This is a genomic window from Methylococcales bacterium, assembly GCA_030949405.1.
In the GTDB taxonomy this organism is placed as follows: domain Bacteria; phylum Pseudomonadota; class Gammaproteobacteria; order Methylococcales; family Methylomonadaceae; genus WTBX01.
Window position 1 is genome coordinate 1,929,440 of the sequence record JAUZSN010000002.1, and the last position, 24,162, is coordinate 1,953,601.

28 protein-coding genes and 1 pseudogene are annotated in these 24,162 nt (G+C 38.4%); 19 read left to right on the forward strand and 10 right to left on the reverse strand.

The window, feature by feature from the left end:
• Nucleotides 1-197 precede the first annotated feature (197 nt).
• The 11 genes and pseudogenes from Q9M50_09995 (at nucleotide 198) to Q9M50_10045 (ending at nucleotide 7,499) form a co-directional block, all read left to right on the forward strand.
• Complete coding sequence (locus Q9M50_09995) at nucleotides 198-2,180, forward strand: N-6 DNA methylase (protein ID MDQ7090958.1); 1,983 nt, start codon at nucleotides 198-200, stop codon at nucleotides 2,178-2,180.
• A gap of 2 nt (nucleotides 2,181-2,182) precedes the next feature.
• Nucleotides 2,183-3,304, forward strand: coding sequence for a hypothetical protein (locus Q9M50_10000; GenBank protein MDQ7090959.1), 1,122 nt, complete (start codon nucleotides 2,183-2,185; stop codon nucleotides 3,302-3,304).
• Between the two features lie 16 nt (nucleotides 3,305-3,320).
• Nucleotides 3,321-3,950 (forward strand): hypothetical protein, encoded by a 630-nt coding sequence (locus tag Q9M50_10005; GenBank protein ID MDQ7090960.1) that lies wholly within the window; start codon nucleotides 3,321-3,323, stop codon nucleotides 3,948-3,950.
• Between the two features lie 149 nt (nucleotides 3,951-4,099).
• A pseudogene (locus Q9M50_10010) lies at nucleotides 4,100-4,333 on the forward strand (type II toxin-antitoxin system RelE/ParE family toxin).
• 21 nt (nucleotides 4,334-4,354) lie between these two features.
• A complete protein-coding gene (locus tag Q9M50_10015) occupies nucleotides 4,355-4,621 on the forward strand; it encodes a hypothetical protein (GenBank protein MDQ7090961.1) in 267 nt (88 codons plus the stop codon).
• A 118-nt stretch (nucleotides 4,622-4,739) separates the two neighbouring features.
• Nucleotides 4,740-4,970 (forward strand): hypothetical protein, encoded by a 231-nt coding sequence (locus Q9M50_10020; GenBank protein MDQ7090962.1) that lies wholly within the window; start codon nucleotides 4,740-4,742, stop codon nucleotides 4,968-4,970.
• A 47-nt stretch (nucleotides 4,971-5,017) separates the two neighbouring features.
• Nucleotides 5,018-5,152 carry a hypothetical protein gene (locus Q9M50_10025; protein MDQ7090963.1) on the forward strand — a complete coding sequence of 45 codons (135 nt, stop codon included), beginning with the start codon at nucleotides 5,018-5,020 and terminating at the stop codon, nucleotides 5,150-5,152.
• 43 nt (nucleotides 5,153-5,195) lie between these two features.
• Nucleotides 5,196-5,375 (forward strand): hypothetical protein, encoded by a 180-nt coding sequence (locus tag Q9M50_10030; protein MDQ7090964.1) that lies wholly within the window; start codon nucleotides 5,196-5,198, stop codon nucleotides 5,373-5,375.
• Complete coding sequence (locus Q9M50_10035) at nucleotides 5,351-6,187, forward strand: cyclic nucleotide-binding domain-containing protein (GenBank protein ID MDQ7090965.1); 837 nt, start codon at nucleotides 5,351-5,353, stop codon at nucleotides 6,185-6,187. The genes Q9M50_10030 and Q9M50_10035 overlap by 25 nt, the downstream gene beginning before the upstream one ends.
• Before the next feature lie 156 nt (nucleotides 6,188-6,343).
• Nucleotides 6,344-7,249 carry a hypothetical protein gene (locus Q9M50_10040; GenBank protein ID MDQ7090966.1) on the forward strand — a complete coding sequence of 302 codons (906 nt, stop codon included), beginning with the start codon at nucleotides 6,344-6,346 and terminating at the stop codon, nucleotides 7,247-7,249.
• Nucleotides 7,230-7,499: a hypothetical protein gene (locus Q9M50_10045; protein ID MDQ7090967.1), complete on the forward strand. Its 270-nt coding sequence runs from the start codon at nucleotides 7,230-7,232 to the stop codon at nucleotides 7,497-7,499. Before Q9M50_10040 ends, Q9M50_10045 begins: the two co-directional genes overlap by 20 nt.
• 99 nt (nucleotides 7,500-7,598) lie before the next feature.
• Here the strand turns inward: Q9M50_10045 and Q9M50_10050 are convergent, their stop codons facing one another.
• The 4 genes from Q9M50_10050 to Q9M50_10065 form a co-directional block, all read right to left on the reverse strand.
• Nucleotides 7,599-8,255, reverse strand: a complete 657-nt coding sequence (locus Q9M50_10050; protein MDQ7090968.1) for a riboflavin synthase — start codon at nucleotides 8,253-8,255, stop codon at nucleotides 7,599-7,601.
• 11 nt (nucleotides 8,256-8,266) lie between these two features.
• Nucleotides 8,267-9,859, reverse strand: a complete 1,593-nt coding sequence (locus tag Q9M50_10055) for a phosphoethanolamine--lipid A transferase (protein ID MDQ7090969.1) — start codon at nucleotides 9,857-9,859, stop codon at nucleotides 8,267-8,269.
• Between the two features lie 174 nt (nucleotides 9,860-10,033).
• Nucleotides 10,034-11,377, reverse strand: coding sequence for a sigma-54 dependent transcriptional regulator (locus tag Q9M50_10060; protein MDQ7090970.1), 1,344 nt, complete (start codon nucleotides 11,375-11,377; stop codon nucleotides 10,034-10,036).
• A complete protein-coding gene (locus Q9M50_10065; protein ID MDQ7090971.1) occupies nucleotides 11,374-13,005 on the reverse strand; it encodes a HAMP domain-containing sensor histidine kinase in 1,632 nt (543 codons plus the stop codon). The genes Q9M50_10060 and Q9M50_10065 overlap by 4 nt, the downstream gene beginning before the upstream one ends.
• A 107-nt stretch (nucleotides 13,006-13,112) precedes the next feature.
• On the opposite strand from Q9M50_10065, the gene sucC reads away from it, so the two are divergent.
• The 3 genes from sucC to Q9M50_10080 all read left to right on the forward strand — a co-directional run bounded on the left by sucC (nucleotide 13,113) and on the right by Q9M50_10080 (nucleotide 16,206).
• Nucleotides 13,113-14,282, forward strand: coding sequence for an ADP-forming succinate--CoA ligase subunit beta (gene sucC, locus Q9M50_10070; GenBank protein MDQ7090972.1), 1,170 nt, complete (start codon nucleotides 13,113-13,115; stop codon nucleotides 14,280-14,282).
• Complete coding sequence (gene sucD / locus Q9M50_10075) at nucleotides 14,279-15,145, forward strand: succinate--CoA ligase subunit alpha (protein MDQ7090973.1); 867 nt, start codon at nucleotides 14,279-14,281, stop codon at nucleotides 15,143-15,145. The genes sucC and sucD overlap by 4 nt, the downstream gene beginning before the upstream one ends.
• Before the next feature lie 74 nt (nucleotides 15,146-15,219).
• A complete protein-coding gene (locus Q9M50_10080) occupies nucleotides 15,220-16,206 on the forward strand; it encodes a hydrolase (GenBank protein ID MDQ7090974.1) in 987 nt (328 codons plus the stop codon).
• Here the strand turns inward: Q9M50_10080 and dhaL are convergent.
• The 5 genes from dhaL to Q9M50_10105 form a co-directional block, all read right to left on the reverse strand.
• Nucleotides 16,201-16,842, reverse strand: coding sequence for a dihydroxyacetone kinase subunit DhaL (gene dhaL / locus Q9M50_10085; protein MDQ7090975.1), 642 nt, complete (start codon nucleotides 16,840-16,842; stop codon nucleotides 16,201-16,203). The genes Q9M50_10080 and dhaL overlap by 6 nt on opposite strands.
• Nucleotides 16,839-18,266: an exodeoxyribonuclease I gene (sbcB, locus tag Q9M50_10090; GenBank protein MDQ7090976.1), complete on the reverse strand. Its 1,428-nt coding sequence runs from the start codon at nucleotides 18,264-18,266 to the stop codon at nucleotides 16,839-16,841. The genes dhaL and sbcB overlap by 4 nt, the downstream gene beginning before the upstream one ends.
• Before the next feature lie 10 nt (nucleotides 18,267-18,276).
• A complete protein-coding gene (locus Q9M50_10095; GenBank protein MDQ7090977.1) occupies nucleotides 18,277-18,672 on the reverse strand; it encodes a CBS domain-containing protein in 396 nt (131 codons plus the stop codon).
• A 122-nt stretch (nucleotides 18,673-18,794) separates the two neighbouring features.
• The gene (locus Q9M50_10100; GenBank protein MDQ7090978.1) at nucleotides 18,795-19,142 is read right to left on the reverse strand and encodes a hypothetical protein; all 348 of its coding nucleotides are present in this window, start codon (nucleotides 19,140-19,142) and stop codon (nucleotides 18,795-18,797) included.
• Nucleotides 19,143-19,243: 101 nt separating this feature from the next.
• Complete coding sequence (locus Q9M50_10105) at nucleotides 19,244-19,852, reverse strand: TetR family transcriptional regulator C-terminal domain-containing protein (protein ID MDQ7090979.1); 609 nt, start codon at nucleotides 19,850-19,852, stop codon at nucleotides 19,244-19,246.
• A 136-nt stretch (nucleotides 19,853-19,988) separates the two neighbouring features.
• Here Q9M50_10105 and Q9M50_10110 point away from each other — a divergent pair, with 136 nt between their 5' ends.
• The 5 genes from Q9M50_10110 (at nucleotide 19,989) to Q9M50_10130 (ending at nucleotide 23,881) form a co-directional block, all read left to right on the forward strand.
• On the forward strand, nucleotides 19,989-21,197 hold the full coding sequence (locus Q9M50_10110) for an argininosuccinate synthase (GenBank protein MDQ7090980.1): 1,209 nt from the start codon (nucleotides 19,989-19,991) through the stop codon (nucleotides 21,195-21,197).
• A gap of 104 nt (nucleotides 21,198-21,301) precedes the next feature.
• A complete protein-coding gene (locus Q9M50_10115) occupies nucleotides 21,302-21,934 on the forward strand; it encodes a hypothetical protein (protein MDQ7090981.1) in 633 nt (210 codons plus the stop codon).
• A gap of 217 nt (nucleotides 21,935-22,151) precedes the next feature.
• A complete protein-coding gene (locus Q9M50_10120; protein MDQ7090982.1) occupies nucleotides 22,152-22,349 on the forward strand; it encodes a hypothetical protein in 198 nt (65 codons plus the stop codon).
• A 29-nt stretch (nucleotides 22,350-22,378) separates the two neighbouring features.
• A complete protein-coding gene (locus Q9M50_10125) occupies nucleotides 22,379-22,609 on the forward strand; it encodes a hypothetical protein (GenBank protein ID MDQ7090983.1) in 231 nt (76 codons plus the stop codon).
• A gap of 45 nt (nucleotides 22,610-22,654) precedes the next feature.
• The gene (locus Q9M50_10130) at nucleotides 22,655-23,881 is read left to right on the forward strand and encodes a DUF6399 domain-containing protein (protein MDQ7090984.1); all 1,227 of its coding nucleotides are present in this window, start codon (nucleotides 22,655-22,657) and stop codon (nucleotides 23,879-23,881) included.
• Here the strand turns inward: Q9M50_10130 and Q9M50_10135 are convergent.
• Nucleotides 23,847-24,149, reverse strand: a complete 303-nt coding sequence (locus Q9M50_10135) for a hypothetical protein (GenBank protein ID MDQ7090985.1) — start codon at nucleotides 24,147-24,149, stop codon at nucleotides 23,847-23,849. The two genes, Q9M50_10130 and Q9M50_10135, sit on opposite strands and share 35 nt — an antisense overlap.
• Between the last annotated feature and the right edge of the window lie 13 nt (nucleotides 24,150-24,162).

Sequence of the window (24,162 nt, forward strand, 5' to 3'; positions counted from 1 at the left end):
TTTTTGCTGTCGCAAAATTTCTGCCCCTTTTTACGTCAAGTGATTTAGTCGTTATATTTGCAAACCAACCACCGTGCCAGACCGAAACAAAAAACAAAGACAATGGAGAGTAAATGACACAATCGGACATTATCCAAATAATACTTAAAGACAGTAATTATCATCTTGCCTTATTTTCCGCAGGTGAAATTGAAGCCTTGCGTAAAGAAGTTTTTACCAAAACTACCAGAGGTAAAGAAACCCCATACATTAAATGTATCGTTCGAGAAAAGGATATTCAGCTAAAGCCAGAGGAAATAGTCCGCCAGCTTTATGCCGCACGGCTTATCAATGAGTATGGCTATCCAAAAAAGCGACTGGCTTTTGAATATTCGGTAAATTTTGGTAGAGAAAAGAAAAGTGCCGATATTGTCATATTTGACAAAGACCGTTCCGATGCTTCATTTATTATTATTGAACTTAAAAAACCCAAGCTCAAAGACGGTAAAGACCAACTTCGTTCATACTGCAACGCCACAGGTGCGCCGATTGGCGTATGGACGAATGGTGAGAAAATATCCCACTATCACCGCAAAGACCCCAATTATTTTGAAGACATTACCGATATTCCCAAGGCAAACCAAAGCCTCAAGGATATTCTCAGCGAACGCTTTACCCTCAAAGACCTTATTATCAAGGATAAAATCGCCAATGAGCGTAAATCCCTAAAAGACATCATTCTTGAAATGGAAGATGAAGTTTTAGCTAATGCCGGCGTTGATGTATTTGAAGAAGTTTTTAAGCTTATATTCACCAAACTCTATGATGAATTTGGCTCTAAAAAAGACAAAGCCAATATTGAATTTTATCTTGACCAAAACCTTGATGATGAAGACAGGGGCGATTACGACCAACTTAAAAACACCTTGTCAGGTATTAATGATAAAAAATTCCGTGTGATGGAATTTAGAAATACAGGACAAACCGATACGGAATTAAAAAACAAAATTCAAACGCTATTTGATGAAGCTAAAAGCCAGTGGTCGGGGGTATTTCCTGAAGGTTCAAACTTTGAATTATCCGATAGTCATTTATCGGTTTGCGTGTCCAGCTTGCAAGATGTCAAACTGTTTAATTCTAATTTGCTAGTAGTAGATGAAGCCTTTGAATACTTGGTCAATAAATCTGCCAAAGGTGAAAAAGGTCAATACTTTACACCTCGCCATGTGATTGATATGTGCGTGCAAATGCTCAACCCCAAACGGGGCGAGTATATGATTGATACCGCTTCGGGCAGTTGTGGCTTTCCCGTTCACACCATTTTTAAACTCACAGGGCATTTATTCACCAATGCCGAAATACCCGATGAAGATAAGCAGCATGTACTCAAAGTTTTTGGTATCGACTTTGATGAAAAAACCGTGAGGGTTGCCAGAACCCTAAACCTGATAGCAGGAGACGGTGAAACCAATGTACTGCACTTAAACACATTAGACTTTGACCGCTGGAAAGATAAAACAGAAAAAGACAAAAAATGGATCAACACCTACGGAAAAGGCTTTGAACGCTTAGAGAAACTACGAGCCGAAAAAGGTCAAGACAAGCAATTCAACTTTGATATTCTCATGGCAAACCCACCTTTTGCCGGGGACATTAAAGAAAGCCGTATCTTGCATCAATATGAACTGGGCTTTAAGGCAGACGGTAAAAAAGCCCAAACAAAAGTCGGGCGAGATATTTTATTTATTGAAAGAAACCTTGATTTTATCAAGGCAGGTGGACGCATGGCAATCGTGTTACCGCAAGGACGTTTTAATAATACCTCAGACAAGCATATTCGGAAATTTATCGCCCAACATGGGCGTATTTTGGGCGTGGTTGGTTTGCACGGAAATAGCTTTAAACCCCATACTGGCACAAAAACCAGCGTCTTGTTTGTGCAGAAATGGCACGATGAGCTTTGCCCTAAAGTAGATGATTACCCTATCTTTTTTGCTGTATCGGAAAAAGGCGGTAAGGATAATTCGGGCGATTACATCTATGTTAAAAATGGTAACGGGCAACAAAAACTAGATAAAAATGGGCATTTGATTGTTGACCATGATTTGCATAATCACGATGGAGAATTACAAGATGGCATAGCTGAAGCCTTTATTGAATGGGCAAAAAGTGAAAAGTTGTCGTTTTGGGCGGAGGGGTAAAGGTGCAGGTTTCTATTGTTAATTATTCTGAACTTGAAAGTATCGCCTTGCGTTTAGATCCTGAATATTACCATCCTTACTATTTAGTGTTGAATGACAAATTAGTGGAGACAAAATATAAAAAAATAAAAAATATCGCATTTGTTACTGATGGAATACATGAGTCTATCAATTTTGATGAAAATAGTAATGTCAAATTAGTTTCAGCAAAAGCCCCCAAAGAAAATTATTTTGATGTTTCTGGTTTAAAAAATATATCAAATGAGCAAAATATAAAAAATCCAAGAACACAACTGTTAGAAAACGACATTATTATCTCGAGTGTTGGAACAATTGGCAATTGTGCTGTTGTTGACAAAGAAATACTGCCTGCAAATTCAGATAGGCATGTTGGTATTATTAGATTGCAAAATAAAAATTTTAAACCTCAATTTATTTCTACATTTATGCTTACAAAATATGGCAAATTTCAATCTTTGCGAGAATCAACAGGTAATGTACAGTTAAGCTTGTTCGTATATAAAATAAATGAAATTTTAGTACCTGAATTACCTATTAATTTTCAAGAGATTATAGAACGTCTATGCCAAGTGGCTAGAATAAATCAAAAAAATGGAGAAACAGTATACACCCAAGCTCAAACCCTCCTCCTCTCTGAACTCGGCTTAACTCACTGGCAACCTAAACACCAGCTCACTTTTATCAAAAATTATTCCGATACTCAACATGCTGAACGCATAGACGCAGAATACTACCAGCCGAAATACGAAGAAATCATAAAGGCAATAAAAATATATTCTGGTGGCTGGGAGTCGCTGGAAAAGTTGGCGCATATAAAAAAATGTATTGAGGTTGGAAGTGGTCAATACCTTGATGGGGGTGTCCCTTTTGTTCGCGTTAGCAATATTAGTCCGCTTGAAATGACAGAAGAGAAATATATTTCAAACGAACTCTATAAAAAACTAACACCAAAGGAAGAAAATGTCCCATTTGAAAAATCAAAAAGTCACCAACCCCAAAAAGGCGAGATATTATTCAGCAAAGATGGTACTCCAGGCATTGCCTATTACCTAAAAGATGAACCACAAAAAATGCTTCCCGTCTGGCGGCATATTGCGGCTTAAAAGCAAAACAGACAAAGTGAATAACGAATATTTAACCTTGGTACTTAATTCCGTTTTAACGCAAGAGCAGGTAAACCGTGATGTGGGTGGTTCAATCATTCTCCACTGGCGACCCGATCAGGTAAAAGAAACGGTTATTCCTATTTTGTCAGAGGTAAAACAAGTAGAAATCCAGCAAAAAGTTACCGAATCATTTAACCTACGAAAACAATCCAAGCACCTGTTAGAGAGTGCAAAAAAAGCCGTAGAAATGGCAATCGAGCAAGACGAACAAACAGCAATCAAATGGTTAAAAATTGAAGTCCAAATAAAACAAGGGGTCAAACAAGGGTCCAAACAAGGGTCCAAACAAGGGTCCAAACAAGGGTCCAAACAAGGGTCCAAACAAGGGTCCAAACAAGGGTCCAAACAAGGGTCCAAACAAGGGTCCAAACAAGGGTCCAAACAAGGGTCCAAACAAGGGTCCAAACAAGGGTCCAAACAAGGGTCCAAACAAGGGTCCAAACAAGGGTCCAAACAAGGGTCCAAACAAGGGTCCAAACAAGGGTCCAAACAAGGGTCCAAACAAGGGTCCAAACAAGGGTCCAAACAAGGGTCCAACAAGGGGTCAGCCAGCTTGATTTTTTGCCGCGCCCCTAACCCCTGATTCCTCTAATATCTTTCTACCCCCATTACTAATAGGGGGGGTAAAGTCCCTAATCCAAATATGGTAAGCGTTAGCCTTGGTTGTAACTTATTGATTTAAACTTTATTGACAACACATTTTAGCACCTAGGCAACCCTAAACCATTAGCAGGGAAATATAAGAGATTATGGCGTTATTGGGTGGGGGATTACAGATTAATTTGCAATATACAGGATGATGAGGTTATCATCTTGGTTTTAAAAATTGGGCATCGAAAGAAGATTTATAAGTCGATGACCTTAGAAATGGAAAGTAGCGAAGCGCAGGATATTGTCAAAAAAATATTCAATCTTATTGAACTCTTAGCCAGTGATAAATTGTCTTTAGAAACTGAATTACAGTAGATACGTGACGAGGTTAATCGCTTGAAAGGTGAGCAGGGAAAGCCTGATATCAAACCCAATAAAAATAATAAGGGTGATGATATTTCATCCGAAGACGAACGTAAAAAAGCACAAGTTGACGCGCAAAAAGAAACTAATAACGACACTGAAAATACGGACTCGGATAAGAAAAAACGCCGCCGTAAACCCAAGATCCCACGAGTTAAAATCGACCAAACGCTAAAATGCCTACTCGACAAAACTGGCTTGCCTAGCGACTTAGTATCTAAAGGCTTTTTCGTAGCTTAATTCCCATGCTTAAGTCTCAGGAAAAAAGCGAGCTTTATCGCAGCGGTATTCTCAATAGTGATACGGTCATATTGATGATACCAGTGCGCGAGTCAACGGTGATAACCACTATTGTCAGGTGGTCTGCAATGACTTGTTTACCGCTTATTTCACCCCTAAAAACAAAGACCGTTTATCGGTTCTCGACGTGCTGACCGACTATGCGCCACGCCATTATATCTACAATCAACAAGCTCAATCCTTGCTTGACGAGTTCAAGTTAGCTGATAAAGCGCGGGTAAAAGTTGATGCTCAAATACCTGTTAATACAGTGATGAATCAAGAAGACAAGCGCGTGCGCGAGACATAAGCTTCCAGACTCGAAATGAGAAAGGCACGAAAATCAAAGACAGTTTTATGAGTCTTGCTGAAACGGCTAAAAAACTAGCCGTGAGTTTTTATGATTATGTTTATGACCGAGTTAGTGGTGAATTCAAAATGCCGTCTATGGCGAATCTTATCGCTCAAAAAGCGCAAAGTTTGCAGGTCTGATATTTGTTTTACCCTGAAATTTAAAGTAGATACTAAAAACCTTATGGTGAATAAGGCGGCGGAAACGTTATTTATTACTCAAGTTTGGTCAGGCGCGTTTCTAATTGCTATTATTTGTTTGCTGATGTCGCTGTTGTATTCATCCTTTACCGCAGGTTTAGTTTCGCTGGTGCCTAATATTATCCCTGTGGTGGTTATATGTTTGGAACTATGGGACTTTTAGGGATTCCACTGAATCCTGGAACGGCCATTGTCGCCGTTATTGCGATTGGGATTGCAATAGATGATACCATCCATATTTTAAGTACCTATAATAAAGAGTGCCGTATTGATGGCGATCAAGTTGCAGCGGCTCGGCGTGCTATTCGATCTGAGGCAATGCCTGTTATGGCGACCTCACTTTCATTAGCCGCAGGTTTTTTAATTTTAACGGCTTCACGGTTTAATATTATTGCTCAATTTGGTCAATTGTCGGCGTTAACGATGATTGTTGCCGTTTTTAGTGATTTGTTAATCACCCCCGTTTTATTTAAACGCATTCGGTTGGTCAGTTTATGGGATGTTATTGCGCTTAATGTCGGTAAAGAAGTTTTAGCGAGCAGTAAAATTTTTGCAGATATGACCCCGTTTCAAATTAAACGCGTGATCTTGTTATCTCAAATGCGCGAATATCAAGCGGGGGAAACGGTTATTCAACAAGGTGACGTTGATGATAAATTATTTATTGTGATTGAAGGTGACGCTGAAATTATTTTGCATGAAAAAAATGAACGTGAGAAAACAATTGCTCAGTTAGGTTCAGGGGATGTTTTTGGGGAAGCAGGTTATACAGGGAATGTGACGCGTACGGCGACGGTTAAGGTGTCGTCTAAAAGTCAGCCCTTGCAACTTATTATGATAAACCAACAACAAATACAATCGGTTATGCGTTTTCATCCCCGCTTACATGCAAAATTGAATTATAATATTTGTAAGATATTAGCAAAACGTTTATTAGAAAGAACGCAGATGAATGCTTATGATAATAGGGGGTAAGGTGAATTTAAAATCGTTATTCGCACTGGTTTTAACCACTGTTTACGCGGTTAATGGGCAGGCAGATAAAAACCCACTGGTTTAATTGGTTGATAATGCGGAATATGAACTGGATATAACCAGCACTGGCTACTTTAAACCCCGTCTTCAAGTGCCGTGGATAGTGATGAGGTTGCCTTTTTAGGCCGCTTTACGGTTAAATCTCAAAGTTATTTAACGGATAATCTTTCCGCAGGCTTTAGTCTTTATACCGCGTATTCAACCCAAAAAAATCAATATTACGGTACCTTTACTCATCCAGATCATCGCACACGTCAACCTCGACTTATTGATTTTAATACGGCGTGGTTACGTTATGAAGCGGATAATTTTGCCGTTATGGTGGGTAAAGATTATATTGAAATGGGCTTATCAGAAATGTATTCGCCCGTTGATCGTTTTGGGCTTTATAACGCGGCTAATCCAACTCAAACCTATAAAATGGGGGTTTGGCAAGCAGGCATCGATTTTTTTATGGGTGATGATACCCTGACGTTTAAGGTTATTCCTGTTAATGATAAATTAGCCCTTCCATCCACAGATTCACGATGGTTAGGTAATACCAGTGATCCTCAATTTACAGCCTTAGCCACCACATACGAAATCCAAGAAAAGTTTTATCCCATTAGACTTGAAAATATGGGGTATTTATTACAGTACAAAGGGACACGAGCGGGTTATGATTTTTTTGGTTTGATTCATCATGGGCCTTCAATCTATCCTACCTTACAGCATGGATTATCACCGAATCAGCGTAATAAAGTTAATCCTTTAGCCACGTCGGTTGCCGCAGGCGTTTTAAAAGTGATTGAGGAATGGGGGCTTTATTCCGAAGTTATTTATCAGTATTCCGATAATAATCGGGATGAAGACTTTATTCGCTATGCCATAGGGGTGAGTTATAACGAGAGTGTGTTAGCTAATTTTTTAGGTTTCAATCAAATTAACACCACACTGCAATGGTCAGGGGATGAGTCGGTTGATGCTGAAAATTCAAATCCAAGTGGATACGCGCTCACGTAAAGCCCGTCTGTTTCGTAATACTATTTTAGGAAAAATTGAAATAGAACACAATCATCAATGGGGCTACGTTTTTTCCGCAATTCATAATGTTGAATCTGATTTTGGCTTATTCGGCGGGGTTGAATATAAACCTAATGATAATTTAAAATTTAGGTTAGAAGGGGCTTTTTTTAACGGGTTATCGGATACTCAATTCGGTCGCTGGGAAGATAATGATTATTTACGTTTTAGAACTATTTATAAATTTTAATGGCGGATTTTACCTGTAAAATATCAGACTGCGTGGGCTAAATTCAGGCCTACGCAGTCCATATTACAAAAAATTTGGCGGTGATTCAATTCGTCTTTCTTAAGTCGTAAATCCAGATTGCTGTAATAATGATAAGGTTACTTTGTTAGAAGGCTCTGCCGCCGCCTCTCCTTTCATTAAACGCTCCATATAGCGTGCTAATAAATCGACTTCGATATTTACTTTTGACCCGACAACAGTCGCCTCTAACGTCGTTTCTTTTAAGGTATGCGGGACGATATTGACCTCAAAAACAGCCCCCTCGACCCGATTTACGGTTAAGCTAATTCCATTAATACAAATAGACCCTTTTTCTGCAATGTATTTGGCTAAGTGATCGGGAACGTTTAATTTAAATCGAATGGAGCGTGCATCGGCTTCTTTCTCAATCACCGTCGCAACGCCATCGACATGACCACTGACTAAATGACCGCCTAATCGGGTCGCTAGCGTTAATGCTAATTCAAGATTAACCTCAGTACCTACTTGAGCGAAGGCTAAGGTGGTTTTAGATAAACTTTCATTTGAAACATCAGCACAAAAGTAATCTTGGCCTAGGTCTACAGCGGTTAAACAAACGCCATTAACCGCAATACTATCGCCTAATACAACCTCATTTAACGCAAGTTTTCCTGTATTAATGGTTAATCGACAATCTCCTTGTCGTTTTTGTAGACTGGTAATTTTACCGATCGCTAAAATAATTCCTGTAAACATATAAACCTTATTTAATGATAGTGATGTTGGTGGTTACCGATAATATCTAAATTTTTATCATAAACAGAAATTTTTGTCTCCATTAAGCCTAACAGTGTATGAAAAACATGGTCATGTGAATAAGCCTGCGTGACTTCTTTTTTCAAATTATCAATCTCTATTTTATAGTTTTTACCAAACCATAAGAGAGAGGCCACATGTGTTTGCTCTTTGGGGGCCATAAAATAAGGAAGTCCGTGCAAATACAAGCCTTTTTCCCCTAATGATTCGCCGTGATCGCTGACATAAAACATCGCGGTTTCAAATTCAGCTGAGTTTTGTTTTAATAACGCGATAACCTTTGATAAGAAATAATCAGTATATAGAATGGTATTATCATACGCATTATTAATTTCATCGGTGGTACATTGTTCCAATTGATTCGTTTTACAGACGGGTTTGAATTTTTCAAAACGCTTTGGATAACGTTTATAATACGCAGGCCCATGACTCCCCATTTGATGTAACACAATTAAAATATCTTTATTCGTTGTTTTATTAATATGAGCTTGTAAACCGACTAACATTCCCTCATCACGACATTCGCTATCACAAATCGTATTCGTTTGGGGCGTTTTATAATCCTCATAAGGAACTCGTAAGGCGACTCCTTTGGAATCTGAATTATTATCCCGCCATAAGACACTCGCGCCTGCATGTTGTAAAACATCTAATACATTTTCAGTGGAAAAGGCTTTGTTAGCCTCATAGTTTTCACGTGTAAAAACTGAAAAAAGACAGGGAACAGAGGTGGCTGTTGAGGTGCCACAGGAGGACATATTAGGTAAATTAATAATACGTTCTTTTTTTAATAACGGATTAGTTTCACGATGATAGCCGTTGAAGGAAAATCGATCCGCCCGCGCGGTTTCTCCAACCACAAGAATCACTAATTCTCTATCATTATCCGTTATCGGTGTCTGTGCATTTTGACTTATTTTTTTAAAAGCAAGTTCTTTTTTCTGAGTGAGCCGATTAATATATTGCCCTGTTGAATACAAATAATATAAAGGGTTAATATAATAACGAATCGGCTTATGTTCCCTGATAAAGGATAAATAGGCCTTACTAAAGCTGAAAAATAGAATGAGAGAAATAACCAAAACGCCAATGATAACTTTTAATTTATGGATACATTCTATTTTTAATGAATGATGTTGAATATTGACTTTAACGATAAAAATTGCAGGAAGAATGCCAAGTAATACGGTATAAAGAACTAAATTAAAACTAAATAAATCTAAAGACTCATTTAAATTGGTTTCAATAATATTTTGAATCATGTTATCATCAATCACCAGATGATAACTATCCATAAAATAACTACTGAACGATGAAATCATTAAAAGGCTAATAATACTAATTTTGAGTGTTTTTTTAGCACTTAATAGGGTCAATAATAAAACAATAAAACAAAAAAGAGCGATGGTTAACGAACTTATAAATCCAGCCGTTTTCCACGAGAGAGGGTAGCTATTTAAAACAGCTTTAAAGAAAGACTGATTATAAAAGGTCACTAAAAAAAATGAACTCATACAAATTAATTTAAAAGGGGTTATGTTCATAAAAATAAAGACTGGTTTAAAAAATGATTAATAAGGTTACTCACCTTAAAGGGCTACCCACTTAAGATGGGGGGGGTTACCGTTCGTCCTGAGCCTAGTCGAAGGGAGGATGGTTAAGCCTCGCCTCATAGGGTTCCGTTTTAGGTTGGTAGCCAAATTTTGCATTACGATGAATTACTCTAAATCAAGTTTGGTTAAACGATAACGTAATGATCGAAAAGAAAGCCCTAAATATTTAGCGGTTGCGGTTTTATTCCATTTGTTTTCAATTAACGCGTCACTAATTAATCGTTTCTCCATGACTTCTAAATAATCCTCTAATGAATTTTTATTAGGATCAAAATTTTCGACTAAACTGAGAGTATCCTCATTTAGCGGTAAATTTAAATCCTCACTATTAATAGCGGAGCCTTCATATAAAGCTAAGGCACATTCTAAAATATTACCTAATTCGCGAACATTACCTGGAAAACTATAATTTTTTAAGGATTTTAAGGCACTAACGGATATATTTGGTTTTTTAATGCCATTGTTTTTTGCCAAAATAGTTAATAAATAGTCAGCCAATTCAGGAAGATCATCCATTCGTTTGCGTAAGGGAGGAACATTAAGTTCAATAACATTAATACGATAATAAAGGTCTTGACGAAAATCCCCTGTTTTAATCATGGCCGCTAAATCTTTGTGAGTAGCACTGAGTAAACGGACATCAACAAGGATTTCTTGTTGTCCGCCGACAGGGCGAATTTTTTTTTCTTGGATCGCACGTAATAATTTAACTTGTAATGAAAGTGATAAATCAGCAATTTCATCTAAAAACAAGGTTCCCCCATTAGCGGCTTGAAATAATCCTTTTTTATCGGTAATAGCCCCCGTAAAACTGCCTTTTTTATGACCAAAAAATTCACTTTCCATGAGTTCGTGAGGAATGGCTCCACAATTTATGGCAATAAAGGCGTTGTTTGCACGTCCTCCTTGTTGATGGATTAGTTTAGCCACTAATTCCTTTCCCGATCCTGATTCGCCTGTAATGTAGACAGGAGCCTGACTGCGTGCCAATTTAGTTATTTTTTTACGTAAATTAACGATGAGTTCTGATTGCCCTAAGAGGGATTGTTCATTTTCCGTTTTTTTCGGCGGGCTATTTTCCGATGATAATTTAAGGGCATTGGTGATAAGTTGTCGTAAACCCTCTAAATTAATCGGCTTAGAAATAAAGTCAAAGGCACCTTTTTTCATTGCAATAATGGCGGTATCCATGCTTCCATGAGCAGAAATCATCGCAACAGGGAGTTGAGGGTAATGCTGTTGTATATAATCTAATATTTCTAAGCCATTACCATCAGGTAGACGTAAATCAGTTAAACATAAGTTAAAATGGGATTCTTTCAGTAATTTCTTAGCGTTGGCTACATTAGCTGCACTTTCGGTTTCTATGCCCATGCGATTTAAAGTGATTTCTAATAACTCACAGATATCAGGTTCATCATCAATAATTAAGGCTTTATTTTTTTTCATAATTCTATTTTTATGTTGTCAGAATTTGATAATTGTAATCTAAAACTATTTTTTTTCTTTGAATTTATTCGATAATCTAATGATGCTTGATTTAATTCAGCTAATTCACGTGAAATATAAAGCCCTAAACCTGTTCCCGACTTAGACGTTGTAAAAAAAGGCTTAAATAGATGGCTAATCACTTCTGAGTTAAATAAAGTTCCATTATCAATAATATCAATACAGGGACTTCCTGTTAATTCACTTAATTTTATTATAATAGTCCCTTTTTCAGGGTGACCGTACTTTAAAGCATTTTGACATAAATTATCCATAATTTGTTTAAGATGCTCGCTGTCTATTCGGGCCGATAATTGACGATCATACAAACTCAGTTGCAAAAAATCGGTATTAATATTTTGTTCTAATATAAAATCATCTAAATATTTTTTGAGGTATTCATTGAGTTCAATATTTTTTCTATTGCGGGGCGTTCTTTTAGAGGATTGCAATATATCGTTGATAATTTTATTAACACGGCCACTGTGATTTAAAATAATTTCGGTTAGTCGAATGTCTTGTGGGTTAAGTTCGGTATTTTCAGATAATAATTGTGTCGCATGAGTAATCGCACTTAACGGATTTCTAATTTCATGGGCAATATTAGCGGTTAATTGCCCTAAAGAGGCTAAAACGCCTTGTTGTAGTCGTTGATTATGTAAGCTAATATCTTCAAGCATAATCATATAAAAGTTTTTTTCACCCGTTTTAAGCGCGTCAAAACGTAGATGTAAACTGGCTTGTTTTGAACGTTGTAGTGTAAAAAAATCTTGGTTTTTAGTTTCAATCCAGTTTTTAAATAATAAGGAAAGAGGGGTTGATATATCGTCTAGTTTTAAGGGCGTTTGGCATTGAAAGAGCAAGCTTGAAGCCGCTTCATTAATCGTTATAACTTGTTGATGCTTATTAACAATAATAACTCCAGATTGTAAGTGTTGGATAATATATTGATTTAAGGCTTCTAAAGAGACAATGGTTTGTTGTTGTTTATTGGCTAATAACTCCGATTGTTCTGAACGTTTGGCTAATATATACGCTAAAAACGCGGTAATAAAAAAAGTGGCCCCTAACATACCTACTGTCGGGTAAGTGCTGTTAGGCACTTCATTTAAACGAATGGCATACGCTTGTTCAGTAAATATTGAGACAGTTGCGATGGCTGAAAATACCATGGAGCATCGGCCTCCAATCAATAAACCCGAGGCGGCAAGTGAGCCCGCGAGTAAAATTCCAAAACCACTGCTAATGCCGCCGCAACTGTGCATCACTAAGGTAATTGCGATAATATCTACAAAAATAATGATTTGTGTTTGAATGCTGTAGGTTATAATTCGCCAAAAGGCAAAGAAAATAGAAATAACCGATAAAAACAAATAGAGTTTACTACTGTAGTTATATAATGTTGAATATTTAGTGACGATGAGTGTGTGTGAAAAATGACTATAAAACAAAATCACGAGTAAACTCGAAAGCACAACCCGATATAACAAAAATACTTTTAATAATAGCCATGCTTGCTGATTGGGTATCCCGTAACCTTTGGAAAAAGGGCAGGGGTAGATAGTTTCAGTTTGCTGAAGTTCTGCCATATAATTTGGATAAAACCCTGATATAAAATAGGATTTTATCATAGCATTGATAAGAAAATAAAAAAGCAGTCTTTTAATTTTTCATTTTTAAGAGGAAATAAATACAAATGAATATTCATGAATATCAAGCTAAACAATTGTTTAACGTATTTGGTATTGCAACGCCTAAAAATAAATTGGCAACCTCTCCCCAAGAAGCGATTGATGCGGCTCATTATTTAAATGAATCGCCTTGGATTGTTAAAGCTCAAGTTCATGCAGGAGGGCGCGGTAAAGTGGGAGGCGTTAAATTAGCGAAAACAGTGGCGGAGGTTGAAGAAATTAGTCGACAAATGTTAGGTCAGCGTTTAGTTACTCAACAAACAGGCAGCGAAGGCTTACCGATTGAGTCGGTTTTAATTGAACAAACGTCGGTTATTAAGCGTGAGTTTTATTTGAGCTTACTGGTTGATCGAAAAAGCGAACGGATTATTTTTATAGCGTCAAGTGAAGGGGGTATGGATATAGAAGCCGTTGCGGAAACCTCCCCTGAAAAAATTATTACAGTCGTGGTTCATCCAGCGGCAGGGTTGCAAGGTTATCAATGTCGGCAAGTGGCCTTTACATTAGGGTTAGAAAAAACACAATTTAAAGCGTTAGAGACCGTTATGTCAGGGATGTATGACTTAATGCGGGCTAAAGATGCCAGCCAAATTGAAATTAATCCGTTGATTGAAACGGAGACAGGGGATTTGTTAGCGATTGATGCCAAAATCAATTTTGATGATAATGCAGTCGCGCTTCACCCTGATATTTTAGCATTTAAAGACCCGTCTCAAGAAGATGAAAAAGAAAATGAAGCCGCTCGGTTTGATTTAAATTATATTTCGTTAGAGGGTAATATTGGTTGTATGGTGAATGGGGCGGGGTTAGCGATGGCCACGATGGATTTAGTGAAATTAAAAGGCGGAAGACCCGCTAACTTTTTAGACGTGGGTGGTGGTACGACACCAGAAAAAGTAGCGGAAGCGTTTAAGCTTATTTTATCCGATAAAAATGTTAAAGCGATGCTTGTTAATATTTTTGGGGGAATTGTTAAATGTGATGTAATTGCGGAAGGTATTTTGGCGGCGGTTGAGCAAGTTAATGTTGAAATTCCTATTGTTGTACGTTTAGAAGGTACGAATGCGCCTGAGGGTCGTTTACTTTTAAGTCAGTCAAAAATGGCGATTGTGGCGGCGGATGATTTAGCCACGGCGGCTGAAAAAGTGGTTAGTTTAGCTGAGGAAATCGCATGAGTATTTTAATTAATAAGCAAACAAAAGTCATTTGTCAGGGCTTTACGGGAAAACAAGGTACTTTTCATTCGGAACAAGCGTTGGCTTATGGTACGCAATTAGTCGGGGGCGTAACCCCTAATCGGGGTGGACAAATACATTTAGGGCTTCCTGTTTTTAATACCGTTTCCGAGGCCGTTACGGTGACGCAGGCGACGGTAAGTATGATTTATGTTCCTCCTTTTTTTGCCGCTGATGCAATTTTAGAAGCGATTGATGCGGGGATTGGCCTGATTATTTGTATTACCGAAGGTATTCCCGTGTTGCAAATGCTTAAGGTGAAAGCGGCGATGCAAGGCACGGATGTTTTACTCGTCGGCCCTAACTGCCCAGGGGTGATTACACCGGGTGAATGTAAAATTGGCATTATGCCTGCCCACATTCATTTGCAGGGGTCGATTGGTATTGTTTCACGTTCGGGGACATTAACCTATGAAGCCGTTGCTCAAACAACCGCCCAAGGCTTAGGACAAAGTACCTGCGTGGGCATTGGTGGCGATCCTATACATGGTATGAATTTCATTGATGTTATTCGTCGTTTTCAGGACGATGAACAAACGAAAGGCATTGTCATGGTCGGTGAAATTGGGGGGTCTGAAGAAGAGGAGACCGCAGAGTATATTAAATCGTATGTCGATAAACCCGTTGTCGCCTATATTGCAGGACAAACCGCGCCTGCTGGGAAACGAATGGGACATGCGGGGGCGATTGTAACGGGGGGACAAGGAACTGCAGAGGGGAAAATTGCAGCGTTAAAAGCGGCCAATATTAATGTGGTTCAGTCACCGACACAAATGGGTGAAGCGATGAAGGCTTGTTTTTAACCTGTTGTTATGAGCTTGAAACCCAGTAAAATTCATACTGGGTTTTTTAATCGTATTTTTTAAGGCAATCACTGATGATTACTGCTGCATTTAAGCCCGCATGGTGGCTTAATAACCCTCACTTACAAACACTGTATCCCACGTTATTTCGCCAAATACGAACGCATCCTTTAGTCAGGCGAGAGCGGTTAATAACCCCTGATAATGATTTTTTAGATCTTGATTGGTGTGTTCAAGGACAGCAGCCGCTGGTTATTTTATTACATGGACTTTCAGGCAGTTCAAAATCAGGGTATATCAGCGGGTTGCAACATGCACTTTTGGACGAAGGATTTAACAGTGTCACTTTAAATTTTCGAGGCTGCAGTGGGGAGTCCAATCGTTTAGCGCGTTGTTATCATTCAGGTGAAACCGAGGATATTCATTTTGTTTATCAAACCTTACGTCAACGTTACCCCAAAACCCCTTTAGCGGTTATTGGCTTTTCAATTGGGGGGAATGTCTTATTGAAATGGTTAGGTGAGCAGCAAACGACGCTTCAATTATTTGCAGCGGTCGCGGTTTCGGTTCCCTTGGTATTAAGTACCTGTGCCACTCAAATGGATCAAGGGTTTTCTAAAATTTATCGCGAGTATTTATTACGTGAATTAAAAGATTATATTGGAAATAAACGGTCGGCTTTAGAAAAACAAGGGTGTTATCAAGAAGCTGAAAAATTGAAGCAATTAGGCGATTTATCGCCTATCCATTCTTTTTGGCACTATGATAATCAAGTGGTGGCGAGCTTACATGGTTTTAAAGATGCTCATCATTATTATGAGTCGTCCAGTTCTCGACAATTTATTAAACAGATTAAACACCCGACTCTGATTATTCAAGCTTTAGACGACCCTTTTATGAATCCATCCGTAATTCCTTCTGCGGATGAATTATCGGAAAGTGTTTGTTTAGAAGTAACTACAGGCGGCGGTCATGTTGGGTTTATCACGGGTGATAATCCTTTAAAACCCTGTTATTGGTTGGAGCAACGGATTCCTGTGTTTTTAAACCAACATTTATGATATTTGCATCGGTTTGAGCGTGTCGATAATGGCACAAATCATTAATTGACTCGTTCTTGCCCCCGCATCAATATGGCCTTGTGAACGTTCTGCCATAAAAGAAGCCCGTCCTTTGGTTGCAATCATATCACGCGTTGCTTCCATTCCTGTTATGGCGGTTTCAGACAGTGTATTGAGCATTTTTTCAAGAGAAGCGTTATCGGTAAGTTCTTGGTGGAGTCTTTGCTCAACAGGAATTAAAACATCCAACATAGTTTTTTCAGCTGCCTCGGCTTTCCCTCGTTTTTTAACGGCGTCAACGGCGGTTGTAAAAACCACAGCAAAGGTTTTTAAATCAAGATCTTTGCCTTTAGACGCTTTATTCATGGTTAAAAATAAAGTACCGAATAAAGACCCTGATGCCCCACCCATCGTACTTAACAAGGTCATGCCGATGGTTTGAAAAGCCACTTCCCACGATAAATTCGCTAATTCGGCGTGTTGTTTTGTTAACGCATTAAGCCCTCGTTGTAAATTGATGACATGATCGCCATCCCCTATTGCTTGATCTAGGGCAGTTACTTCGTCTTTATGGGTTTCAATCACCGTCACGATGGCACGGATTAACGCAGGTAATATTTCGGGCGTTAGTGTCATAGCGCGAGCCTCCTGTCTAAGTAAGCCTCCAATGCCTCTAAACACTTTTTATCGGCTGTTCCTTCGGTTTTTAATTCAGTCAAACGTTGACGATACTCAGTGACCGTTAAACTGGCCCCTGCTTCATTGTCGGTTAATTTATGCTGACAAAAAATATGCCAGCGTTGTTTTTCTTCCTCTGATAACGTTTGAGGATAATTACGGGCTTTGTAACGAAAAAACATTTCGGCTAAACGCTTATCTTGAAACTGAGGTTTTAATGCAGCGAGTTTATCAATAGAGCTATTTCTAATTTTAGTCATTGCCGCTTTATCAGTACCACTAAAAAAACCACCACTGTAGATCATTAAATCAGGGTTCGTTTCAGGTTCATATATTCGTGTAAAAACGTCAATTAATTTATGCGTAATCGAAGGCGCATTTTTTATTCTTTTGGCATTTTCCAAACAACCTTCCAAATCTATGTTTAAACGTAGTTGATCGTTTTCTCCTAAGACCTTAAGTGGCGCTAAGACAGGACATTTGTTGATATGGACGGTTTTTAAGGGAATCCGCTCAATGCCTTCAGGTAAATCAGCCGTTGCGGTAAAAAGACGCTGACTAATCTCTTTCGCCGTTAACTCTAAAAGCGGTGCAGGATCAGAGGATAAATCATAAACAATAACCCCATTGGTATTCGTAGGGTGTGGACAAAGCGGTAAAACAATCGTTAAACAGCCTTTAGTGGCAGGGTACATTCCTGAAATGTGTACCAGCGGTTCAAATGTTCCTAATTGTAATAAACTATTAACCGCCTGCTTTCCACGATGCAAAAATAAAAAATCATACAATTTGGGCTGCGCTTGTTTGATTAATTTTGCGATGGCAATCGTTGCATAAACATCGGATAACGCATCATGTGCCGATTCGTGCGCAATACCATTGGCTTTCGTTAAACGTTCAAGTTTAAAACTCGGCTTTCCATTTTCATCATCCACCCAATTAACGCCTTCAGGACGTAACGCTCTTGCCGCTCTTACAACATCAATTAAATCCCAACGTGAATTATTATTTTTCCATTCCCGTTCATAAGGATCATAAAAATTACGGTAAAGACTATTACGAGTGACTTCATCATCAAAACGTAAACTGTTATAGCCTAAGACACAGGTATTGGGCTGTATAAATTGCTGATGAATGGTTTTAATAAATTCAGCTTCACACACCCCTTTTTCTGCGGCTAGTTGAGGCGTAATGCCTGTAATGACACAGGCATCGGGTTGGGGTAAACAATCACTCGGCGGTTGACAATAAAGCGTTAGTGGTTCACTGATGGGATTAAAGTTAGCATCGGTACAAACCCCTGCAAACTGCATTGGCCAATCACGACGCGGGTCGGTGCCAAAAGTCTCATAATCATGCCAATAAAAGCGGGTGTTTTCCATCACTATTCCTTTACAAAATTGTCACTAAGGCTCTTAAAACATCGGCTCGACTAATCATTCCAACGAGTTCTCTATCATCATAAACGGGATAGCTACGGGTGGAACTATTTTTAAATTTTTCAGCCAGATCAATAACACTGGCATCGGCATTGACGGTTACCGTATCCGTCGCCATATATTCGGCAACATTGGCAATAGGCCCTTCGTTATAAACCGTTTCTAATGCAACTTTCATGCAATCTTTTTCAGAAAAAATACCTAATAAATGACCATTTTCATCCAATACAGGCGCACTGGTAATTTTATGTGACAATAATTGTTTAATGGCCGTTAAGACATCCGTTTCTTTTTTTAACGTAACAATATGTTTTGCCATATAATCGGCAATGGTTATTTTTGCTAACATAGCAACTCCTTTTTCTCGGTATGAATTTTATATTTTTGCTGGCGCATGAACCCTACCTTGATGAAAATAGGATCACCAAAGTAAGGTTTTTTATACGGTTTTATGCGTTATTTTTTCGTTAATTACCAGCTTCGTTTAACTTGTTTACATTTTACTTTTACATTTTCAACTTGGCAGCGATAAAATCCTTCATATTCGCCTCCACACTCATCACAGACAAGGCTTCCTTGCTCTAAAACTTCAGAAAGACTCCAGCCATAGCCCAGATCATTACATAAAAGTGTGCTGTATTTTTTAAAACGATACGGTTTTGAGGCTTTTTTTGAGGCTTTTTCTTTGGTCAAACAGCCTGGGTTTGATTTTAAATGGCCTGATGTTTCTTTATAAACCCAATCATCCGTATTTGCTGCAAAGCTATTTGCTGTAAAAAAAGACAAAGCAGCTGATAAAATTAATAGTTTGAATTTCATCTATTTTCTCCTAAAAATTATTGTAAGTTGTCAAGTTATTCATATCATTGACCCCTGTAATTTTAACATTATTGCGTGAATGACAAAAACAATATACCTCTTTATTGACGAGGATTAACTTTAAAATAATCATGTAATAAATCATCACAGCAACGCGCTAAGGGGGTGGTTGATTGCTCTATTTTCATTCTTAGTAAAGCCCCTTGCCAGCTATCGACCAATAAATCAGCCATTCTTTTTGCTGTTTTGTCAGGGCGTATGGTGCCTTGTTTTTGTGCCTTATTAAGCCCGTATTCTAATAAATCACGATAATCTTCAACGGCTGATTTTAGGGCTAATCGACAAATTTCACTGCTATCGCCTATTTCACCCATTAAATTACCTAATAAACAGCCGCCTTTAAAATTTTCTTGTCGAGAAAGACGGATTAATTCATCAAAATAAAAAGTTAAGGCAGAAAGGGTATCATAGCGATCATCATCGATATGCGCTTGAAGTTGCGTTATAAAGGGCGCGATATAATATTTTATAACTTCAGAGCCGAACACTTCTTTATTTTCAAAATAGTGATAAAAAGAACCTTTGGGTATATTAACGTTGTCTAAAATTTCTTTTAATCCTGTGCCATGATACCCCTGTGTCATGATTAAATTGACACCTTGTTCAAGTAATTTTTCGCGTTTAATTTGTTTCGAGATTGATTCATTCATGGATAAATAATATGACCCATTTTTTTAAAAAGCAATGCTTTCTTTTTGTTTTGATTTGAAACCCTAAAGTTTCATTCATAGTTGGCTTATTTTCAGGTATAATCAAAAAATTTTAAGTCTAAAGGTATTAAGGATTATGTCAGATATTAAGAAAGTGGTCTTAGCTTACTCAGGCGGGCTAGATACCTCTGTTATCTTGAAATGGTTACAAGATGAATATTCTGCTGAAGTGGTTACTTTTACCGCTGATATTGGTCAGGGTGAGGAAGTTGAACCCGCTCGTTTAAAAGCGCAAGCATTAGGCATTAAAGATATTTATGTTGAAGATTTACGTGAGGAATTTGCGCGTGATTATGTTTTCCCTATGTTCCGAGCCAATACGATCTATGAGGGGGAGTATTTACTAGGCACCTCAATTGCACGCCCGTTAATTGCCAAACGATTAATTGATATTGCCAATGAAACAGGGGCTGAAGCGATCTCTCATGGCGCAACAGGAAAAGGGAACGATCAAGTTCGCTTTGAATTAGGAGCCTATGCGTTACGTCCTGAGATTAAAATCATTGCACCGTGGCGTGAATGGGATTTAAACTCGCGTCAAGCCTTACTAGTCTATGCGGAACAGCATGGTATTGCCGTCGATATGAAAAAAGGCAAAGCATCGCCTTACTCAATGGATGCGAATTCCTTGCATATTTCCTATGAAGGCGGGGTTTTAGAAGATCCGTGGACTGAGGCGGAAGATGATATGTGGCGTTGGTCTGTTTCACCTGAGAATGCACCTGATAAAGCAACTTATATCGAATTAACGTATCGTCAAGGTGATATTATTGCCATTGATGGCGAAGCTCATAGTCCTCACCAAGTGATGGAAAAGCTTAATACCGTGGCAGGGGCTCATGGGGTGGGTCGTTTAGATATTGTTGAAAACCGTTATGTGGGTATGAAATCGCGTGGATGTTATGAAACACCCGCAGGAACCGTGATGCTAAAAGGACATCGTGCGATTGAATCATTAACCTTAGATCGTGAAGTCGCGCATTTGAAAGATGAATTAATGCCGCGTTATGCCTCACTTATTTATAACGGCTATTGGTGGTCACCTGAACGTGAAATGTTACAAACGATGATTAATGCCTCGCAAATTAATGTGAATGGTCAAGTCAGAATTAAATTGTATAAAGGCAGCGTCAGTGTGGTCGGTCGTCAATCAGAAACCAATAGTTTATTTGATGAAGCGATTGCGACCTTTGAAGATGATGAAGGGGCTTATAATCAACAAGATGCCGAAGGGTTTATTAAATTAAATGCGTTAAGAATGCGTATTGCTGCAAAAAATAAATAAATAGTGGGCAAGTAGGGTGAGCCATTGCTCACTCTACTGTGAGTTTATAATAATAACAACCAAACGCTTTAATTACGGCGTTTGATCCAGCATAGGATATAATTATGGCTAAGACTCGTAAAATCACTCCAACATCTGGCAAAATGCAGAATAATAGGGTCATTGTTCATCATCAACCTCAACAACGTCGATTAATTACGATTAATCGCTATTTAATCGCCGCTGTTTTTATATTAATGACCGCCGTTTTTATGTTAGGTCTTTTTATATTTCCTAACGGTAATGACATTGTAGAGGCTTTAAAAAATAAACAGCAGTCTATTATTACAACAAAAACGCCTTTAGAAATGAATGCTGAAATTGATAGCTTAAAAAGGGAACTTGTCGGTGTCGTTAGTGGTTCCATTGAAAGGCGACTTAACTCGCTTGAAGAAGGCATTAAATTAGGGAGTGTTTTAGGTTCGTTGCAAACCTTAACGACTATTCGTCATGATATTAAAGTGCTGCATGGCTATTCTGAGCCGTTAAAACAAAAACAACAACAAATTGCACAGGCGAATCTGGTTTTAATTGAAGAAGTTTCTCATCTTAGAGGTTTAATTTATTTAACCTTAGGTTCATGTGGCTTAATGTTTACCGCATTCGTGTTAATTTGGGTGAAAAATCGTAAATATTTTTTAAATTACGAAAAAGATAATCACTATTTACTTAAGTCAGCAAAAGAATCTGAAGAATAACTAAAATAATACAGAGTTCGTTCAAAATTAAAATAGGCACTTCCTAGACTGCCGAAAAACTGATAATAAAAACTAATTATTTTTCCGATTTTTGGCTTAAATTAACAAGGAATTATTGGCGTTTTTTTCGTATAGTATAAGGGATATTTTCTTTCTCCCATTATATGTTTATAATTACCAAACAATGATTCGATAAAGGCAACCCAAGGCTCACAAATTGGACAAACTTGAAAAATCAATCCCAAACCAACACGGCTACCAACTTAAGACGGGACAAAATAAAGAACTAACTGCGATATTCTTGTATCATAGGTTAATGACTAAAAAAACAGAACAACACAGAAAATACGCGCAGCTAGTCACGCAATTATCGCTGAAATTACAACAACAGGCAAGCAAACTGTTCGTAACTTAGCTTCAATTGTTGGTCGCTCAAAAAGCAGTGTGCATCGTCATCGTCAAGCGCAAACAAAGCGAAATCGACATCCTGAATCATCATTATGGGAAACCGAGGCAGGTAGTTCTTGGCAAAGATTAATGGTGTTTTCCGCCTTGTATGTCTTTGGATTAAAGGCAGGCGTAGGTGCAGAGACTTTATCGCTGTTTTTTAAAATGATACGGATTGACACCCATGTTGGGCGTATCACCCGACGCACTGCGGACTCAAATCAATAAAATGGAAGTCTTATTGCCGCAGTTTCAGCAAGAATGCGAAAAAGTGTGAAAAAACAAACACGTAAAGTTGTTGCTGGGCTGGATGAGACTTTTTTCGGCAACTTTATGATTTTAGTTTTAATGGACTTACGTTCTGGCTATCTTTTGTTGGAAGATATTAGCGATGATAGGTGCTACGATACTTGGTATAAAAAGGTTTCGCCACGATTAGAATCATTAGGCATTGAGGTTAATCATGCGATTAGTGATCGCGCTAAGGCGTTGATAAAAATGGCAGTGACGGGGTTTAAGTGCGAATCGGGGGCAGATATTTTTCATGCTCAACAAGATATGAGTCGCTGGTTAGGCGCGAAAATCGGCAGGCGTGCAGCAAGGGCTGAAAAACAGCGGCAAGCAGCGCAAACCGCAGAGTCTACTGTTTCTAAAACGGCAACGATGCAGAAAATTATTGGACTTAAAACAACACGGATAACGGCTGAAAAAGAGCTTGAAGAAGCCAAAAAAATACAAACAGATTATCACGAAAACTTACAAGGGATTGCGGATGAAGTTCATCCTTTTTCACTCAATGATAGTCGTAGAAACGATGCGGAACAGGTTGAGAAGTTGCTAGAGTTAAGAGCGCGAGCCTTTGAAAAAATAGCGGAAAAACAAGGGATTAACGATCATAAAGGCGTGATGAAAAAGTTTCGTAATCAAATAAAACCGTTAGCGGTATCCATCAGTTTTTGGTGGCTTTGGGTACGCGAAACCTTGCAAAATTTGGGGCTTGATGCGGATACCGAATATTGGTTGACCACAACATTATTACCCGTTGTTTATTGGCATCAGAAAATGGAACAAACTAAAAGCCGCAGGTCAAAGGAAAACTATCGAAAAGCTTGGGAAACCGCGTCTGATAAGCTCAAATCAGACCCATTTAGTGCAAAGTTATCAATCAGTGAAATGCAGCGATGGCTAACATTGGCGGAGCATATGGCAAGGCAGTTTCAACGCAGTTCATCTGCGGTGGAAGGGCGAAATGGCTGTTTATCGCAAATGTATCGCAATGGGCGAGGTTTGAATAAAAAGCGATTAAACGCGTTGACGGTCATTCATAACTACGGAATCAAACGTGAGGATGGCACAACCGCCGCCATGCGTTTATTTGATACCGAGTTTCCAGACTTGTTTTCATGGCTACTGAATGAAATGGGCGAGTTACCGCTTCCTAGAAATAGTCGAAAGCGTGTGTTTTCTAACCCTTTGAAATTGCTGGATGTCCCGTCTTAAATTGGTAGCCACCAACACGTAGATTCCAGTTAATAACTGAAGTGAAATGAGGGATCCAAGCTAATTCGAGTGGGGTTTTTAAATTAAATAACGCAAGAATACGAGGAGCGCTACGAAAAGAAACCACTGCTTCAAGAACCAACAAGACACATAAGGTGCGTATTTTCTGGGCTTGATTAATATCTGTTACATTTGAAAGTTTTTCTGCTGTAACAATTTGTTGATTTTCTAAGACTCGCTTATTAGCGGCAACAAATTTTTTTTTCAACAAGTATCTCTAA

Coding starts and splice junctions, on each gene's coding strand:
- Q9M50_10105 (MDQ7090979.1), bottom strand. CDS start 19,852: ATGAATGAATCAATCTCGAAACAAATTAAACGCGAAAAATTACTTGAA.
- Q9M50_10080 (MDQ7090974.1), top strand. CDS start 15,220: ATGATTACTGCTGCATTTAAGCCCGCATGGTGGCTTAATAACCCTCAC.
- Q9M50_10100 (MDQ7090978.1), bottom strand. CDS start 19,142: ATGAAATTCAAACTATTAATTTTATCAGCTGCTTTGTCTTTTTTTACA.
- Q9M50_10035 (MDQ7090965.1), top strand. CDS start 5,351: ATGTTTGGAACTATGGGACTTTTAGGGATTCCACTGAATCCTGGAACG.
- Q9M50_10095 (MDQ7090977.1), bottom strand. CDS start 18,672: ATGTTAGCAAAAATAACCATTGCCGATTATATGGCAAAACATATTGTT.
- Q9M50_10065 (MDQ7090971.1), bottom strand. CDS start 13,005: ATGGCAGAACTTCAGCAAACTGAAACTATCTACCCCTGCCCTTTTTCC.
- dhaL (MDQ7090975.1), bottom strand. CDS start 16,842: ATGACACTAACGCCCGAAATATTACCTGCGTTAATCCGTGCCATCGTG.
- sbcB (MDQ7090976.1), bottom strand. CDS start 18,266: ATGGAAAACACCCGCTTTTATTGGCATGATTATGAGACTTTTGGCACC.
- Q9M50_10050 (MDQ7090968.1), bottom strand. CDS start 8,255: ATGTTTACAGGAATTATTTTAGCGATCGGTAAAATTACCAGTCTACAA.
- Q9M50_10115 (MDQ7090981.1), top strand. CDS start 21,302: ATGGCTAAGACTCGTAAAATCACTCCAACATCTGGCAAAATGCAGAAT.
- Q9M50_10110 (MDQ7090980.1), top strand. CDS start 19,989: ATGTCAGATATTAAGAAAGTGGTCTTAGCTTACTCAGGCGGGCTAGAT.
- Q9M50_10030 (MDQ7090964.1), top strand. CDS start 5,196: ATGGTGAATAAGGCGGCGGAAACGTTATTTATTACTCAAGTTTGGTCA.
- Q9M50_10060 (MDQ7090970.1), bottom strand. CDS start 11,377: ATGAAAAAAAATAAAGCCTTAATTATTGATGATGAACCTGATATCTGT.
- sucC (MDQ7090972.1), top strand. CDS start 13,113: ATGAATATTCATGAATATCAAGCTAAACAATTGTTTAACGTATTTGGT.
- Q9M50_10025 (MDQ7090963.1), top strand. CDS start 5,018: ATGAGTCTTGCTGAAACGGCTAAAAAACTAGCCGTGAGTTTTTATGAT.
- sucD (MDQ7090973.1), top strand. CDS start 14,279: ATGAGTATTTTAATTAATAAGCAAACAAAAGTCATTTGTCAGGGCTTT.
- Q9M50_10055 (MDQ7090969.1), bottom strand. CDS start 9,859: ATGAACATAACCCCTTTTAAATTAATTTGTATGAGTTCATTTTTTTTA.